Raw genomic sequence first — 17,063 nt, forward strand, 5'->3', positions numbered from 1 at the left:
AACGGTTCCTGGGGCAAAAACACTCTGATTGTTGCGACCGCGTGAGCGGGCAATTCTATAGTTACTTTGCAACAATCAGCGTGTAGCGCATTATTGCGCGATTTTGAACCAGAAAACCGTGTCTGGGAGCCAGTTTTATGCTGAATACATTTATAATGCGTTTGCCATGACTCAAAAATTTTTCTTCATTGAATTGCATAGAAAAATCTGTTATAATGCAGCCGCTCTTATTTTGGGGCGGCTGTAATTTTTTTTCCGGGACTGAAAATGCTTTTTTATTTGGCTTTTAAGAATATCGTATCAAGAAAAAGCTCGTTTGTTATTGTTCTTTTTATTGCGTTTGCCGTTATGCTCATGGCTGTTATAAATTCAGTTTTTGACAGCACGGAAAATGGAATTGAAAAAGTTTTTTCCAAAAGTTTTACAGGCGACCTTGCAGTTTTTCCTAAAAGTGATATTCCTCTGAGCCTTTTTGGGGACGAAACTCCTGTAACTGGAACTCTTACAAAAATAAATACGCTTGTTCCTTTCAATGAAATTTCAAACTGCCTGAATTCGATTCCTGAAATAGAAAAAAGTGTTCCGCAAGTAACGGGAACTGTCGCTTTGGAATTTAATGGAAAAAGAACGCCTGTCTGGATTTTTGGAGTTCCTGCTGAAAAATATTTTGACTGTATGTCTTCTATAAAAATTCTTGAAGGCTTGCCTTTTGCAGATTCCGAAAGAGGCGTGATGCTTTCAAAAAAATATGCGCAGGAAATGAATGTTTCAATTGGAGACACAGTTCAGTTTCTTGTTGTTGACGGTCCAACTTTTAGAATCCGCGCAGCAAAGCTTTCCTGCATTTATGAATATCCTGTTGAAAATTCCACGCTGGACAGAATTGTTCTTGCCGACGCTTTTACTGTCCGTTCGCTTATGGATATGTCTGAATCTGTTGCGGACACTTCCTTTATTGGAGAAGAAAAAACAGATTTGCTTGAAAGCGATTTAGATATTGAGTCTCTTTTTGACGATGCAGAAGATGTGGATGCAGTTATTGTTGAAAATCCATTTGAAGAAATTCAGCCTGAATTGGAAGAGCCAAAAATTTTTGACAGTTCTTCCTGGAATTATATTGTCTGCTCTCTTGCTCAAGGTGAAAATCCAAAGAAATCAATAAGAAATTTGAATCGGATTTTTAAAAAGAATTCCTGGCCTGTGCGCGCTGTTGCTTGGAGAACTGCGGCTGGAAGCACTGCTTTGTATCTTTACTGGATGCGAGTTATTTTCAATGCGGGTGTAATTGTTATCCTTGTGGCGGGATTTATAATCATAAACAATACGCTTGTTGTAAATGTTCTTAACCGAACTCAGGAAATTGGAACTTTAAGGGCGCAGGGAGCTTCAAGAAATTTTGTTTCGCTTCAGTGCATGGCAGAAACTTTTATGCTTACAATAACGGCTGGAGTTTTAGGCTGTATTTTTGGCGCTATATGCATGTCTGCATTGTCTGCCATGAACATTGAATTTAAAAATGTTTTTCTGATTCAGCTTTTTGGAACTGACCATCTTGAAGTTGCAACATCGTTTTCAATTATGTGCAAGTCAATGCTTCTTTCTGTCTTGCTTGGGCTTTTGGGCTGGATTTATCCTGTTAGAACCGCTTTAAAAGTCAATCCTGTTCAGGCTATGCAGGGGGCAGTCTGATGAACTACGCTAAGCTTTCCGTCCGCTCGTTGCTTTTAAGGTGGCGGCAGTACATTTCTCTTTTTTTTGTTTGCGCTATTGGTGCCGGAGTTTCACTTTTTTCTTTTTTTCTTATAAATGGAATGTTGTATTCTCTTTCTACGAAGGCTGAAATTTATTACGGCGGAAACTATCAGTTCTTAGGCGGAAGAAATAATTTGGAATTTTACGATTGCCGGGAATTTGTTGAAAAACTTTCTGGTGTTTTTCCGGCTGGAACTGTTATTTCCCCAAGGTTTGATTTTGATGCGGATTCCGCTTCTTTTTATTATGAAGGAGTTGAAGTCTGTCAGCGTGTAATAAAAGGCGTTGACTTTGAAAAAGAAAAAATTCTGTTTTCAAAATTCAATTACGTGCAGGGAAGCGCAGACAGAATTGCAGGAACAAACGGTGTTTTGATTTCAGAAAAAATCGCATCCATGCTGGAAGTTTCAACTGGAGATTCTATAACCTTTATGCTTAGAACCGGACCTGGATACATAAATACGGTTCAGCTTGTTGTAAAAGGCATTTTCAAGGATTCAAGCGTATTTGGAACTTACACTTCTTATGTTGACATTGATTTTCTGCGGAAAGCTTATTGCTCGCCGGAATTTTATGCAAACAGAATCGGAATATTTTTCCCTGATTCAGTTCCTTCTGCAAAAGACACTTTGAAATATCAGGCTCTTCTTGAAAAAGAATTTAATATGTTCAGGCTGGTTAATGATAAGTATGATTTTTATGATCCGCTTTTGGCTGGGCAATTCAGCGAGCCGATTTATGCGTTTATAGCTTTGGATGCAAACATGGAAGATTTGGGCGTTATAATCGATGCAATGAAAATAATAACTTCGCTTGTAATTGCGGCTCTTGTAATAATAATTGTTGTTGGAATCAGCAGCACTTATAAAGTTATTGTAATGAAGCGCATAAATGAAATTGGAATTTACAAGGCGATTGGAATGGAACGCGGCTCTGTGATTTTGCTTTTGTTGAGCGAAGCATTTGTGCTTTTAATTTCTGGCTGTGTGTGCGGCTGGGGATTTTGCTTGCTTTTGGAATTCATTATAAAGCAGTTCAATTTTTCTTTTATTCCGGCGTTTGATATGTTTTTGACAAACGGATATATTGTTCCCATGAACTCTTTTGGCGGCGCAATGCTGATTTTTGCAGTTATAATTTTTACTACAATTACTGCGGTTTTATTTTCGCTTAGAGCCGCTATAAGAATTACGCCAGTTCAGGCATTGACTGTAACAGAATGAATTTATGCTTGTTAATAATTTAAAAGTTAAGATATATAATGGATGGACTATGAAAAATTTTAAGAAAATTGTCAGCTTTGTTTTTTTTGTTTCCGCAGGAATTTCTGCTTTTGCGGCTTCCCATGACGAGCTTTTAAAGCAGGCGCAGGAAAACACAGCTTTTTACGGAACGGACTTTAAAGGATTTTATTCAGTTGTTCAAGAAAAGCCGGGCGAAGGAAAAAATGTTACAGAAGCCATTATGTACCGCAGAGACAGCGAGGCAAAATGGACAATTCTTGTTACAGGACCTGCAAAAGACAAGGGAAAAGGCTATCTTCAGTATGACAGCAATATCTGGTTCTATGATCCTGCCGACCACAGATTCACATTTACAAGCGCGCGGGACAAATTTCAAAATACGAATGCGAACAATTCAGACTTTGCGCCGCAGTTTTATTACAGGGATTATTCAATAGAAAGTTCTTCGGAAGTAATGCTTGGAAAACTTGAATGTGTAATGTTTGTGCTAAAGGCAAAAGTTCAAAATGTGGATTATCCTGAATTGCATCTTTGGGTTACAAAAAATGACGGGCTTGTGCGTAAAAAGGAAGATTACAGCCTTTCCGGGCAGAAACTTAGAACAACAGCAATTCCTTCATATCAGATAGTTCAAGCTTCAAGTCAAAATTATTATATTCCTGTAAAAATGCTTATTACGGATAATTTTCGCGGAAAGAAAATTGGTGAAAAAACTCAGTTTGAGCGTACTCAGATTACAATTACAAATATAACTTTTGACCGTGTGGAAAATTCAGTTTATACAAAGCCTTATCTCGAAATGATGAGCGAAAAGTAAAATGAAGCGGATTTTTTTTATAGCGGCGTTTTTCTTTTGCATTTCGCTTGTTTTTTCTCAGGTGGAAGACGATATTTCGTTTGATGAAGACTTGCTTTTCTCAGAATCAGAAGACATTGTTGTTGAGCAGTCCGATGCGTCAGAATATGTTTCCTCCAAGCAGTCAGTGAAGATTGGAACTTCCGAGTATTTTATTCCGCTGAAATTTACAGGCCATTTTGAATCTGACTTTGGATATTACGGAACAAAGCACAATCAGAATTCTGAAAATGATGAATTTAAAAATTCTCTTTATTTTGACTTGTCGAATTATATTTATTTTATGGCGCGCCTTGACAAAACGCTTTCCGTGCGCGGAACAACAAGCGTAAAGTTTCCGCCTAAAAAAGATTCAATAAAACTTGACGAGCTTTATTTTGACTATCTGATTTGGGACAGAATTTACATTACGGCAGGAAAAAAGGCGACTACCTGGGGATACACAAGGCTTTTCAGCGGTGAAAATGCATACAGCCTTTATACAGATACCGACTACGACAAACTCACTGAAGAAGAAAAAGAGCAAATCCGCCAGACAATCGAAAAACAAGGTTATCTTTATACGAATATTTTAAGTGACAGTTCCGATACAGTTTCTGGACTTTTGCGCATTCCTTTTTGGACAGGAACTTTGTCTGGAATAGTTTTGTACAATGGAACTTCAACAGAGCCTGAATTTGAGGATATTTCTGTGGCAGGTTCTCTTGAAATGACGTTTTTTCATACAACTTTTAATATTTTTGGAAGAAAAAATCCAAAGCCAGAAACCGGTTCAACTCCAGTAACTGTCGGCGCGGAAGCAAAACGGACTGTTTTAGGAACAGATATTTATGTTCAGGGAATTGGAAAACTTGCGGACGACCACCATGATATTTCAAAGTATGTTTTTACAGGCGGATTTTATCATTTGTGGGACGGTCATGATCCGAATTTCGGCTTGAATTTTGAATTTCAGGATTCTTACAACAAAGAACTTGAAAAAAATAGCTGTCGTATTTATCTTGATATGGGCTTGAAGCGTCTTGGAAAAAACAAAGATATGAAACTTGGCTTGCAGTGGCAGCATATTATAAAAAGCGAAACCGAAGACGACAAAAGCGGTCTTGTAAAATTTGGCTTTATAAAATCCGGGCTTTTTCCGAATGCGGAATGGAACACAGGAATTGAAGTGCGCTATCATCAAGTTGATGCGAATTATGAAAATAAAATTTATATGGTTCGGCTTGGAAGTTCAATTCAGGTAAAAATGGACTATTAAGCAGCTGTTTATGTTGATTTTCTGCGGAAATATATATAATATTATTTCTATAGAGTATTTCTAAAAATTGCTTTTGCTGGCTTTTTAGAAATTTCTTACAATAAAAAAGCGAGGTGTTTATGGCTGTTCAGCCTATAGATCTTTCTACCATTTATTCTCAGATGGATAAGATTGGGCAGTTCAATGCTTCGCAAGTCCAGACTGCAAGCATGGCAAACAGGCAGCATCTGGAAAAAACAGCCCAGCAGCAGACTCAAAAAGCCCAGACTGTTACAGAAACTTCCCAAAGCGAGGATTCTTCAAAAATCAAGGCGGATGTGAGCCAGGGCGGGGGAGCTGGACAAGGACTTTTGCAGGGAGAAGGAAAATCCGCAAAGCAAGAGCCGGAACTAAAAAAGCCTACTGTCTACGAAATAAAAGATCCGAATCTTGGACAGCATATTGATGTTACAAGCTGAAAAAAAATGCCGTTTGCGTTGACCATTGCTGTTTTTATAATATTTTTCAATATACTCATGTGGGTTTTCTTTTTTAAGAAGTTCAATGCTTTTTTTTCCACAGATAAAATTATTGAAGAAACAAATGAAAAAGCAAAAGAAATTATCAAGAGCATAAATTTCAATGCTGGAAGAAACATTGATTTAATAGAAGACAAAATCAAGCAGTTAAAAGCTATTTCCGCAGAAGCTGAACGCAAAATCGGAATGCTAAAAAAAGAGCTTTCTCTTGCTGAAAAATCAAAGTCATTTCAGAAAAAACTGGACTCTGCTTCTAAAAATTCCTTTATGCAAGGCGACTTGTTTTTTACAGAAAAAGCGAAAAATGAGCTTGGAATAAAAAATCTGCCTAAGCCGGAAGTTGAAGTCAGAAAAATTCCTGTAGTTGAGCCAGAACTCTTTATGGCGGAAAATCCTATTGTTCCCAAAAAAGACTTTAAAACACAAGTTTTGGAACTCCGCGCCCTTGGAATTCCCGCTGAAGAAATTGCGAGAAAAACAGGCAGAAGCATTCAAGAAGTAAAACTTGTAATTGAATTTTCTTAGTTTTTTATACTTTTTATGGACTTGTTTTAATAAATATTTTCCCAAAACAGCTTTTTTTTCTTGAACTTTGAAAAAAATCAGAGTATATTTTTATTTATGAGTAATTTGAAATTTAAAAAGGTCAAATTTGGAACTTTGTATGATGGAAGAAAAGTTCATTTGTACACGGTTTCAAATGGCTCTATGAGCTTTTCTGCAATAGATTATGGATGCACAATTACAAGCATCCTTTTACCTGCAAAAGACGGAAAAAAAGTTGATGTCCTTTTGGGCTGCTCAACTTTGGAAGGCTATGCTTCTAGCGGAAGTTGTTTTGGAACCGTAGTTGGGCGCTTTGCAAATAGAATTGGAGGCGCATCTTTTTCCCTTAATGGAAAAACTTACCAGCTTGATAAAAACGATGGCGAAAACTGTCTTCATGGCGGATTCGACCGCTACGAAAAAAAACTGTGGTCTGCAAAAAAAATCCGCACTGACAAAGGTCTTGGAATTGAATTTTCAAGAACAAGTCCTGCTGGCGAGCAAAATATGCCAGGCAATCTGAAGATAAAAGTCACCTACACATTGAATGAAGACAACGAGCTTACTTTGGATTATTCGGCCAAGACTGATGCTCTGACTCCAGTAAATCTTACAAATCATGCTTATTTCAATTTAAAAGGCTATGATGGCGGTTCTATTGAAGATCTGGAACTCAAGATGGATTGCTCTAAATTTGTTGAAGTTGACGAGCATCTTATTCCATCTGGAAACCTTTGCTCTGTTGATGAAAAAAAAGCATTTGATTTTAGAGTTCCAAAGCTCATCGGAAAAGACATGAAAGAAACTGGCTCTGGATACGATCACGCTTATTGCATAGATTCATATAATGGAAGCTTAGTTGAATTTGCAGTATTAAAGGATCCTGCTAGCGGACGCACAATGACAGTTTCAACGACATTGCCTGCATGCCAGATTTATACAGCAAATTTCATTGATGGATTTGGAAAAAATGGCTATCCTCTAAAAGCCCATGATGCTGTCTGCATGGAAACAGAGTCATATCCTGATTCTCCAAACCATGAAAATTTCCCAAGCTGCATAGTAACTCCAGAAAAACCGTACCACGAAACTACGGTTTATAAATTTGGTTTTTAGTTTTCAGCAATTAAGAAAAATATAAAGAGGTTGTGATGGACATTCAATTACAGGAATTAATCGAAAAAATCAAAAAAGACGGTGTTTCCAGTGCTGAAACTGCCGCCCGCAAGATTATTGCCGATGCGGAAAAAAAAGCCGCTTCAATTGTAAGCGATGCTGAAGTTAAGGCTGACAGCATAATAAAAACTGCAAAAGCTGAAACTGAGCGCATGGAAAAAGCCAGCGAAGATGCTATTGCACAGGCTGGACGAAATCTTATAATTTCATTCCGCGATGGAATAAATAAAGAGCTTTTTGCTATTGTAAATTCCGAAACAGAAAAAGCAATGGACAAGGATTTGCTCAAGAAATTGATTCCTGAAACTGTAAAAGCTTGGTCTGCCAATCCAGATGCTGATGATGTTTCAGTTCTTTTGCCTGCAAAGGATTTAAAAGCTCTTGAAACAAGCTTGAAAACCGCATTAAAAGCAAAAATTTCAAAAGGGCTTGTGATAAAAAGCGATGCTTCCCTTTCTGCAGGTTTTAGAATTGGCTCAAAAAATGGCTCTGCATTTTATGATTTCAGCGCGGAAGAAGTTGCGGCTTTGTTCAGCGCATATTTGAATCCAAAAACAACAGAAATTATGAAAAAGGCGGCTGCAGGAATTGCAGAGGAAGAGCCAAAGCCTGCTGTTGTAGAAGAAAAGAAATCGGCGGCTTCAAAAGCTAAGAAAACTGCTGCAAAGCCAGCGGCAAAATCACGTGCAAAAACTACAAAGGAAACAAAATAGTGGAACATCTCTATTATTTGGTTGCCCAGCTTCCGGCAATTTCTGTAAATGATGACAGTTCTCAAAAACTTCCGCTTACAGTTGGATATTTCAAGGATTTGTGCAGCCGTTTTATGTCTGAAAAATCTGCGAAGCTTGCTGAAAAACTTACGCTGGAACCTCCTGTTGAGCCTGTTTCGACTGGTTCAGTTTTCCTTGATGAATGGTATGAAAAAGAGAGATGCCTTCGCCTTGCATTGGCTCAAATCAGAGCCTTAAAAATGAAGAAAGATGTAAAGGATCTTCCTTCTGCAATTGATGGCGAATCTATTCAGGCTGCGCGGACTGCTACTGGAATGGACAGCCCTTTGGCGGCGGAACAGTATCTTAATCAGTACCGTCTTGGAATTTTGGATCGGATTGCGCCCATGGACAATTTTTCAGCTGATGCGGTTTATAGCTATGGACTGAAGCTGATGCTTGCCGAGCGGATGAAGAAGTTTAACAAGGATGAAGGCTTGGCTTCTTACCACAAAATTTATGATGAAATTCTTGGAGAAAAGAAATGACTGATACAAAAGGCAAAGTTGTTGCTGTCAACGGAAACATGGTTTCTGTTGAATTCGATGGAAAGGTATCTCTCAACGAAGTAGGCTACGTTAAAGTTGGCGGAAAGAGCCTGAAGGGAGAGGTAATCCGTATCCGCGGAAATACAGCGCAGATGCAGATTTATGAAATGACAAATGGTATTTCAACAGATTGTTCTGTAGAATTTACTGGAGATTTGCTTAGCGTTGAAGTTGGTCCTGGTCTTTTAGGTCAGGTTTATGATGGATTGCAGAATCCGCTTCCTCTTCTTGCTGAAAAATCTGGATACTTTCTTGAGCGCGGCGTTTATCTTCCTGCTCTTGATGAAAATAAAAAGTGGGAATTCACTCCTACTGCAAAAGAAGGCGACAAGGTTTTTTCAGGAGACAGCATTGGAACTGTTCCAGAAGGACCTTTTACCCACAAAATCCTTGTTCCTTTTGGATTCCTTGGAACTTACACAATCAAAAAAATTGCAAAAGCAGGCGAATATAAAATTCACGATACTATTGCAACTCTCGCTGATGAAAAAGGAAAATCTGTAAATATCAGCATGAGCTTTAAATGGCCTGTAAAACGCGCTGTAAATTGCTATGCAGAGCGTCTTAGCCCTGATGAGCCGATGGTTACTAAAGTCCGCCTGATTGATACATTTTTCCCTGTTGCAAAAGGCGGAACATATTGTATTCCTGGTCCGTTTGGAGCTGGAAAAACTGTTCTTCAGCATACAACAAGCCGCAATGCCGATGTTGACATTGTAATTATCGCAGCTTGTGGAGAACGCGCTGGTGAAGTTGTAGAAACTCTTACAGAATTCCCAGAACTTAAAGACCCTCGCACAGGCCGTTCTCTTATGGAGCGCACAATCATAATCTGCAATACATCTTCTATGCCGGTTGCTTCGCGCGAAGCTTCGTGCTACACAGGCGTTACTCTTGCAGAATATTACCGTCAGATGGGACTTAATGTTCTTCTTCTTGCTGATTCTACTTCAAGATGGGCGCAGGCTATGCGTGAAATGTCCGGCCGCTTGGAGGAAATTCCTGGTGAAGAAGCGTTCCCTGCATATTTGGAATCAACAATTGCTTCTTTCTATGAACGCGCAGGAATTGTAAAGCTCCGCGATGGAAACATTGGTTCTGTTACAATCGGCGGAACGGTTTCTCCTGCCGGCGGAAACTTTGAAGAGCCTGTAACTCAGGCAACTTTGAAAGTTGTTGGCGCATTCCATGGTCTTAGCCGCGAACGTTCTGATGCGCGCCGTTATCCTTCTATTGATCCGCTTGATTCTTGGTCAAAGTACAAGTCTACAATTGGACACAATCTTGTTGAGTTTGCGCGCAATGTTTATAAAAGAGGCGCAGAAGTCAATCAGATGATGAAAGTTGTCGGTGAAGAAGGAACAAGCCTTTCAGACTTTGTTATTTACTTGAAGAGCGAATTCCTTGATGCCGTTTATATGCAGCAGGATAGCTTTGATGAAATTGAAGGCGCGTCTTCTGTAGAACGCCAGAAATATGTTTTCAATAAGATTGTTGAAATTCTTGGCTCGGATTTTGACTTTGAAGAAAAAGATGATGCCCGTAATTTCTTCAACACTTTGCGCCAAAATTTCATTGATATGAACTATAAAGAATTCAAGAGCTCTGATTTTACAAAGGCTGAAAAAGTCATAGAAAGCACTTTGGCTTCAAAAAATGCGCAGGTATCTGACGAGGCAAAGAAGCTTCTCAAGGACGGTGAATAATGAATAAAGTATATAGCAAAATTGAAAGCATAAACGGAAGCGTTATTACTGTAAAAGCAAAAGGCGTAAAACTTAATGAGCTTGCTGAAATAAACACAAGATTTGGAAAGTCCCTTGCTGAAGTAAACAAAATTGACGGCGAAACTGTTTCGTTGCAGGTTTTTGCTGGCGGACGCGGTGTTGCTACAAATGATCAGATTCGCTTTTTGGGACACGAAATGCGTGTTTCCTTCAGCGAAAATTTGCTTGGACGTATTTTCAACGGTTCAGCAGAGCCAAGAGACCACGGTCCTGCGTTGACTGAAAATCTTGTTGCAATCGGCGGTCCTTCTGTAAACCCTGCAAAACGCATTAATCCAAACAGAATGATGCGCACGAACATTCCGATGATTGATGTTTTCAATACTTTGGTTGTCAGCCAGAAGATTCCGATTTTCTCAATTTCCGGCGAGCCTTACAACCAGCTTTTGGCTCGTATTGCTATGCAGGCTCAGGCAGATGTTATTGTTCTTGGCGGAATGGGCTTGAAGTATGATGACTATCTTTACTTCAAAAAGACATTGGAAGAAGGCGGCGCATTGAGCAAAACTGTAATGTTTGTTCACACCGCTGCTGACCCGACTGTAGAATGTATTAAAATTCCAGATCTTTCGCTTGCTGTTGCCGAGCAGTTTGCGCTTCAGGGAAAAGATGTTCTTGTTCTTCTTACAGACATGACAAACTTCGCTGATTCAATGAAGGAAATCGCAATTACTCAGGAGCAAGTTCCTTCTAACCGCGGTTATCCGGGAGATTTGTATTCTCAGCTTGCCAGCCGCTATGAAAAAGCTGTTGACTTTGCTGATTCCGGCTCTATCACAGTTCTTGCTGTTACAACGATGCCTGGCGATGACGTTACTCATCCAGTTCCTGATAACACTGGATATATTACAGAAGGTCAGTATTATCTTAAGGGCGGACACATTGAGCCTTTTGGTTCTCTTTCCCGCTTAAAGCAGCAGGTTAACAGCAAAACACGTAAGGATCACCGTTCTCTTATGGATGCGATGATTCGTCTTTATTCCCAGTACAAAGATACTCTTGAAAAAAAATCAATGGGATTTATTATGAGTTCTTGGGACGAAAAGCTTTTAAAGTACGGAGAGCTTTTTGAATCAGAGATGATGGATCTTACAGTAAATATTCCTCTTGAAGAAGCCTTGGACAATGGATGGAAAATTCTTGCGGAATGTTTTGACAAGGCTGAAACTGGCTTAAAGTCTGAATTGATAGAGCAGTTCTGGCCAAAAAACTAAGCCTGAATATTAAGGATTTATTTTATGGCAAAATTAAAACTGACTAAAAACGAGCAAAAGACTCAAAAAGATGCGCTTAAAATGTATCAGCGTTATCTTCCGACTCTTACGCTCAAAAAGCAGCAGCTGCAGTCAGAAATCCGCGCCATAGACGAAAAAGCAAAATCTGTCCGGGCTGAAAAAAAGGCTTTGGAAGAGGATTTTGAAAAATGGATTTCGGTTTTCGGTGAAAAAGATGCCTTTAAGCCTGATATGGTTACTGTAAAAAATATCAAAAAAGGCTGGGGCAACATTGCCGGTGTAAAGATTCCTGTTTATGAAGGCGCAGATTTCGGACGTGGCGACTATAACCTTTATTCGACTCCTCTTTGGATTGATATGGCTGCGGACAGAATGGAAAAAGCACTTGAACTTGATTTGGAAGCGGAAGTTTTGGATGAGCAGGTAAGACTTCTTGCAAAAGAACTTCGCACAACAACTCAACGCGTAAATCTGTTTGAAAAAGTAAAAATTCCTGAAACAAAAGCTAATATCAAACGCATAGGAATTTTTCTTGGGGACGAGCAGGTTAATGCGGTTGTACGCTCAAAAATTTCCAAGAAAAAACTTCAGGCTGATGCTAAGGAGGCTGAATAATGGCTATTGTGCAGATGAAAAAAGTCTCTTTGGTTATTCTTGATTCAACAAGAAAGGCTTCTTTAAAGCAGCTCAGAAAAGCTGGAGTTTTGCATTTGGAAGCTGTGGAAGGCTCTAGTCCGGCGCTTTCTGCTTACAGGGAATCTGCCGCGGAAACTGACAAGGCTATTTCTATTCTTGATGAAATAAAAGAGTCAAAAAAAGCTCCTGCTTTAATTCAGGAAAAACTTGGCAAAGATTCAGCGCGGGAAAAAGCAAAGGAAATAATATCTTTAAGCGACAGAAAAAAAACGCTTTTTGATTTGATTTCCCAGAATAAAAATGAACTTGCCCGGCTTGAAAAATGGGGCGACATAGATCCTGAGGAATTTAAGGCTTTTGCAGAAAAAGGAATTTTCCTATATATGTATGAAATTCCTTCTGAAAAGTACCAGTTGATTGGCGAAGATTGCGAAACTGTTCTTGTTAATTCATTGAACAAAGTTTCTAGGTTTTTGCTAAAATCTGAAACAGAACTTGAAGGGCGTCCTGCAGGTCTTCCGGCTGAAGCTTATGCTGTTCCTCTGCCTGAATATTCTACTCGCCAGATGAAGAAAAACATTGTTGATGACGAGCATGAAATTGAATCCATCGATAAGAAGATTTTTGCAGAGAAAAAATTCCGCACTGCTTTGATTGATTATAAAAAGCAGCTTGCCTCTGATATTGAATTTGAAAATTTATACAGCGGCATGGAATCAGAATCTTCAAATGAAAATTCTGATGGCGAGGAAACGAAACTTGCTTGGCTTACAGGATATGTTCCAGTTGACTCAATGAAAGGCTTCAAAGCTGTATGCGCAGAAAACGGCTGGGCATTTGTGGCTTCAGATCCTGCGGATGATGATCCGGTTCCGACAAAGTTAAAGAACAATAAGCTTGTGGAACTTATTTATCCGCTTACTAACTTTCTTGACGTTACGCCGGGCTACCATGAGTATGATATTTCAGGCTGGTTCTTGCTTTTCTTATGCATTTTCTTTGCAATGATTTTTGGGGATGCAGGATATGGAGCATTAATCTGCGTGCTGGCTCTTGGACTTATGGCTAAAGGCGCAAAAAATGGAAAGGCGTTTTCTTCCGTAAATGTGCTTGTCTTTTTGCTCGGATTCAGTACAATGTGCTGGGGAGTTTTGACTTGCACTTGGTTCGGAATAGATTCAGCAAGGCTTCCAAAATGGATGGTGGATTTGTCTTTTGCGCCGATTTCACCTGCAAAAGTTGGAGCTGATGTTTCTAACACTAACCAGCAGATTTTCTGTTTTATCCTTGCTATTGTTCAGCTTAGCATTGCCCATATAAAAGGAATTCTTCGTTATAGGAAATCCTTGAAGTGTCTTGGCGAGTTTGGCTCTTTACTTGAGCTTTGGGGAATGTACTATGTTGTTATGGATATGGTTGTTGATGCTGTAAAATATCCGCTTGGAATTACAGAAGAGACTTTGTACTTCTTTGGAATCGGCTGGCTTCCTATTCCTTATGTTGCGCTTGGTGTGCTTTTCTTTGGATTTGCATTGAATTTTATATTTTCAAATTATGACGGAAGTATTAAAGATTCGATTTTTGAAAGTCTAAAGAATATTATCAGCGTGCTTTTAGGAATTGTAAATGTTTTCAGCGACATTGTTTCTTATATACGCTTGTGGGCTGTTGCACTTGCTGGCGCGGCTATAAGCAGTACAATAAATACAATGGCTGGACCTATGCTTGGCAAACTGATTATGGTTGGTTTTGGCGTTATTCTTTTGTGCTTTGGACATGGACTGAATATTGTGCTGAACCTTTTGTCTGTTATTGTTCATGGTGTGCGTCTGAATACACTTGAATTCAGTCAGCATCTTGGAATGTCATGGAGCGGAACAAAATATTCTCCGTTCCGTGAGGAAAAATAAAATTTGAATTACGGCGGAAATTTCTGCCTAAAAAATTAGATTAACAACGCAAATTTGCGTAAAGGAGTATTTATGAACTGGGGAATGATTGGTGCTGGTGTTGTAATGGGAATTGCTGCTATTGGAAGCGCAATCGGTATTGGAATTGCAGGTCAGGGAGCAATTGGTGCTTGGAAAAGATGCTACTTGAATAACAAGCCTGCTCCTTTCCTTTTGGTTGTTTTTGCAGGTGCTCCGCTTACACAGACAATTTACGGCTTCCTTCTTATGAACACAATGAGAACTTCTGCTGCAGATCCGTTGTTTCTTCTTGGACTTGGAATTGCTTGCGGTCTTTCAATGTGTATGTCTGCTGTTGCTCAGGGAAAAGCCGGTGCTGCTGGTTCTGATGCTTTGGCGGAAACTGGAAAAGGATTTGCGCAGTACATTATGGTTGTAGGTCTTTGCGAAACAATCGCTTTGTTCTCTATGGTATTCGGAATGATTGTTTGCTAGAATTTTTCATTCTGTAAAATTAAAATGCCCGGGGCTTTTTTGCTTCCGGGTTTTTTTTTGTAAAAATAAAATGCTTTTATACAATTCTTCAATATGATATAATATATTCCATGAAAGAAAAATTTAAAACTCCGCGTGTAATTCAAATCGGTGGAAATAATGGAATCAAAAAAATATATATCGGCGGAAAAAATCCTGTTACAGTCCAGACAATGTGGAAAGAGTCGATAACTGAAATTGACAACACACGTCTTAATTCAATTATAGAGCGTATTAACAGTTTGAAATCTCTTGGGTGCGACATTGTTCGTTTTGCTGTTCCCGATATAGAAAGCGCGCATTCTTTGTGCAAAATTGCCGAGAACACAGATGTTCCGCTTGTTGCTGATATTCACTTTGACTATAGGCTTGCATTGGAGTGCTTGAAAGGCAATGTTTCTGTAATTAGAATCAATCCTGGAAATATAGGAAATTTTGAAAGAACAAAAGCTGTTGTAGAGGCTTGCAAAGAAAAAGGCGCGGCTATAAGAATTGGCGTAAACACTGGTTCTTTGCCAAAAGATTTGGAAAAAAAAGTTGAGAATTCCGAAATTACAAGGGCGCAGGCTTTGGCTGAAACTGCATTAAGAGAAACTGAAGTTTTTGACTCGCTTAAATTTGAAAATTTTGCAGTCAGCATGAAGGCTTCGAGCGTTCAGGAAACAATCGAGGCGAATGAGGCTTTTGCGCGTCAGTCAGATATTCCTTTGCACATCGGCGTAACAGAAGCGGGGCCTTTAATTACTGGCGTTGTAAAATCTACGCTGGCTTTTTCCCGCCTTTTGAATGAAGGCATTGGCTCTACAATCCGCGTAAGCCTTTCTTCTTCCCCAGAAAATGAAGTTATTGCAGGAAGGGAAATTCTGCATGAATGCGGACTTAGAACTGGCGGCGTTACCCTTATAAGTTGTCCTAGATGCGGTCGTCTGGGTTTTGATGTTCATGGCTTTATGGAACGCTGGCAGAACAAGTTGCTTTCTCTTGATAAAAATATTACAGTTGCTGTAATGGGCTGCATTGTGAATGGTCCCGGTGAAGGCAAGCACGCAGATTTGGGAATTGCTGGCGGCGGCGGAAAATGCATAATTTTCAAAAAAGGAAAAATAGTGCAAACAATTGATGAAAAAGATGCCGATATAGAATTTAAAAAGGTCTTGGAGAATCTTTAATTCAATGAGAAAGTTTGCTATAAAATTTTTTGCCGTTTTTTCGTTTATATTGTTTTTTTGCTTTGATGTTTTTGCCGCGCCTAGAAAACCTCAAAAAGGGCAGGAAGAATGGAGGGCTTTGCAAAAGGCAAAAGATTCTTTTGAAAAAAATGATTTTGGTACTGCTGTAAAATTTGCAGATCAGGCAAAAGTTGTCCGTTCTCAAAATGCTCAATGGCAAACTTATATTCTTGATGAAACTCTGAAAAACTCAAGAGTTCGTCGAGCAGGAGATTCTCTTGAACGTGTTTCTCAGGTTTTAAATGAGTTGAAATTTACAGAAGCTTTAAAAATTGTTTCAATGCATATTGAAAAGCATGGCGCGGATTTTTTCAACGGAAGCTATTCAAAGCTAATCGAGTTTCTTTCAGTCTATTCGCATTATCCAGAGGCTGATTTTCTTATTGGAAAAATTTATAAGCTTGAAGGTGAGTATTCTGTTGCCTTGAATTATATGAAAGAAGCTTATGATTATTCTGTGAATCTTGACATTCCAATGGAAAAGTACGATTTGCTTTATGAACTTGCCGAGCTTTCTTATGACTTGGAAAACAAAGACGACTATGAAAAATATCTTCTTGCAATTGCAAGCGATGATTCTGTTTTTACAAATTCCGGCTATATGGATGCGCTTCTTCATATTATTAATTCTGATTCTTCTGACAGCCTTGAAAAATTTTTTCTTTTGTACCGTGCGGAAGATGCAAGTGGGTTAAAAGCATTTGTTAATCTTGGAAAACTTTATATGTCAGAAGCTGAAAATGATAAAGCGTTGAAATTTAATGCGTTTGCCGGAATTCTGGCTGTAACAAAAATTGAATCTGTTTTAATGCAGAGAATAAACGGTTTTAAATATTCAAACTTTAAGACGCTTCTTGCGGAATCTTCCAGCTACAGCGACATTGTGGAGTGGGGTATAAAAAACGGCGTGTGGGAACTGTTCTGCGACCTTGCTGAATCCGCCGCTAATTCTGGAAGAATAATTTTTTCACGTTCCCTTTTTGTGTCTCTTTCAGAAGCAACGCCAGTTGAATACTGGAAGTCTTATGCTTCAGAAAAAATTGTAAAAACTGAAAATTGAA

At 39.0% G+C, this 17,063-nt stretch carries 15 protein-coding genes and 1 pseudogene; all 16 read left to right on the top strand.

Annotation, left to right across the window (positions count from 1 at the left end; all coding sequences use genetic code 11):
* Nucleotides 1–267 precede the first annotated feature (267 nt).
* The 16 genes and pseudogenes from Q0N70_RS06315 to Q0N70_RS06390 all read left to right on the top strand — a co-directional run bounded on the left by Q0N70_RS06315 (nt 268) and on the right by Q0N70_RS06390 (nt 17,062).
* Nucleotides 268–1,689, top strand: a complete 1,422-nt coding sequence (locus tag Q0N70_RS06315; protein ID WP_294015041.1) for an FtsX-like permease family protein — start codon at nt 268–270, stop codon at nt 1,687–1,689.
* Complete coding sequence (locus Q0N70_RS06320; protein ID WP_294015043.1) at nt 1,689–2,975, top strand: FtsX-like permease family protein; 1,287 nt, start codon at nt 1,689–1,691, stop codon at nt 2,973–2,975. Before Q0N70_RS06315 ends, Q0N70_RS06320 begins: the two co-directional genes overlap by 1 nt.
* Nucleotides 2,976–3,024: 49 nt before the next feature.
* Nucleotides 3,025–3,813 (top strand): outer membrane lipoprotein-sorting protein, encoded by a 789-nt coding sequence (locus Q0N70_RS06325; RefSeq protein ID WP_294015045.1) that lies wholly within the window; start codon nt 3,025–3,027, stop codon nt 3,811–3,813.
* A gap of 1 nt (nt 3,814) precedes the next feature.
* Nucleotides 3,815–5,110, top strand: a complete 1,296-nt coding sequence (locus tag Q0N70_RS06330; RefSeq protein WP_294015047.1) for a hypothetical protein — start codon at nt 3,815–3,817, stop codon at nt 5,108–5,110.
* Nucleotides 5,111–5,229: 119 nt separating this feature from the next.
* Nucleotides 5,230–5,568: a hypothetical protein gene (locus tag Q0N70_RS06335; protein ID WP_294015049.1), complete on the top strand. Its 339-nt coding sequence runs from the start codon at nt 5,230–5,232 to the stop codon at nt 5,566–5,568.
* 57 nt (nt 5,569–5,625) lie between these two features.
* Nucleotides 5,626–6,153 (top strand): hypothetical protein, encoded by a 528-nt coding sequence (locus Q0N70_RS06340; RefSeq protein WP_294015051.1) that lies wholly within the window; start codon nt 5,626–5,628, stop codon nt 6,151–6,153.
* 96 nt (nt 6,154–6,249) lie between these two features.
* Entirely contained in the window at nt 6,250–7,290 is a 1,041-nt protein-coding gene (locus tag Q0N70_RS06345) for an aldose epimerase family protein (protein WP_294015053.1), read from the top strand.
* A gap of 35 nt (nt 7,291–7,325) precedes the next feature.
* Nucleotides 7,326–7,940 (top strand): annotated as a pseudogene (locus tag Q0N70_RS06350) (V-type ATP synthase subunit E); the annotation flags it as partial.
* A 122-nt stretch (nt 7,941–8,062) separates the two neighbouring features.
* On the top strand, nt 8,063–8,611 hold the full coding sequence (locus Q0N70_RS06355; RefSeq protein ID WP_294015055.1) for a DUF2764 family protein: 549 nt from the start codon (nt 8,063–8,065) through the stop codon (nt 8,609–8,611).
* Entirely contained in the window at nt 8,608–10,377 is a 1,770-nt protein-coding gene (locus tag Q0N70_RS06360) for a V-type ATP synthase subunit A (RefSeq protein ID WP_294015057.1), read from the top strand. The genes Q0N70_RS06355 and Q0N70_RS06360 overlap by 4 nt, the downstream gene beginning before the upstream one ends.
* Complete coding sequence (locus Q0N70_RS06365) at nt 10,377–11,672, top strand: V-type ATP synthase subunit B (RefSeq protein ID WP_294015060.1); 1,296 nt, start codon at nt 10,377–10,379, stop codon at nt 11,670–11,672. The genes Q0N70_RS06360 and Q0N70_RS06365 overlap by 1 nt, the downstream gene beginning before the upstream one ends.
* Nucleotides 11,673–11,696: 24 nt before the next feature.
* On the top strand, nt 11,697–12,308 hold the full coding sequence (locus tag Q0N70_RS06370; RefSeq protein WP_273466703.1) for a V-type ATP synthase subunit D: 612 nt from the start codon (nt 11,697–11,699) through the stop codon (nt 12,306–12,308).
* Nucleotides 12,308–14,239, top strand: coding sequence for an ATPase (locus tag Q0N70_RS06375; RefSeq protein WP_294015064.1), 1,932 nt, complete (start codon nt 12,308–12,310; stop codon nt 14,237–14,239). Before Q0N70_RS06370 ends, Q0N70_RS06375 begins: the two co-directional genes overlap by 1 nt.
* Nucleotides 14,240–14,311: 72 nt before the next feature.
* Entirely contained in the window at nt 14,312–14,734 is a 423-nt protein-coding gene (locus Q0N70_RS06380) for a V-type ATP synthase subunit K (protein WP_294015066.1), read from the top strand.
* Between the two features lie 110 nt (nt 14,735–14,844).
* Nucleotides 14,845–15,942: a flavodoxin-dependent (E)-4-hydroxy-3-methylbut-2-enyl-diphosphate synthase gene (gene ispG / locus Q0N70_RS06385; RefSeq protein WP_294015068.1), complete on the top strand. Its 1,098-nt coding sequence runs from the start codon at nt 14,845–14,847 to the stop codon at nt 15,940–15,942.
* Between the two features lie 4 nt (nt 15,943–15,946).
* The gene (locus Q0N70_RS06390; RefSeq protein ID WP_294015070.1) at nt 15,947–17,062 is read left to right on the top strand and encodes a hypothetical protein; all 1,116 of its coding nucleotides are present in this window, start codon (nt 15,947–15,949) and stop codon (nt 17,060–17,062) included.
* Nucleotide 17,063: the final 1 nt, after the last annotated feature.

Source organism: uncultured Treponema sp., assembly GCF_945873775.1.
Classification (GTDB): Bacteria; Spirochaetota; Spirochaetia; order Treponematales; family Treponemataceae; genus Treponema_D.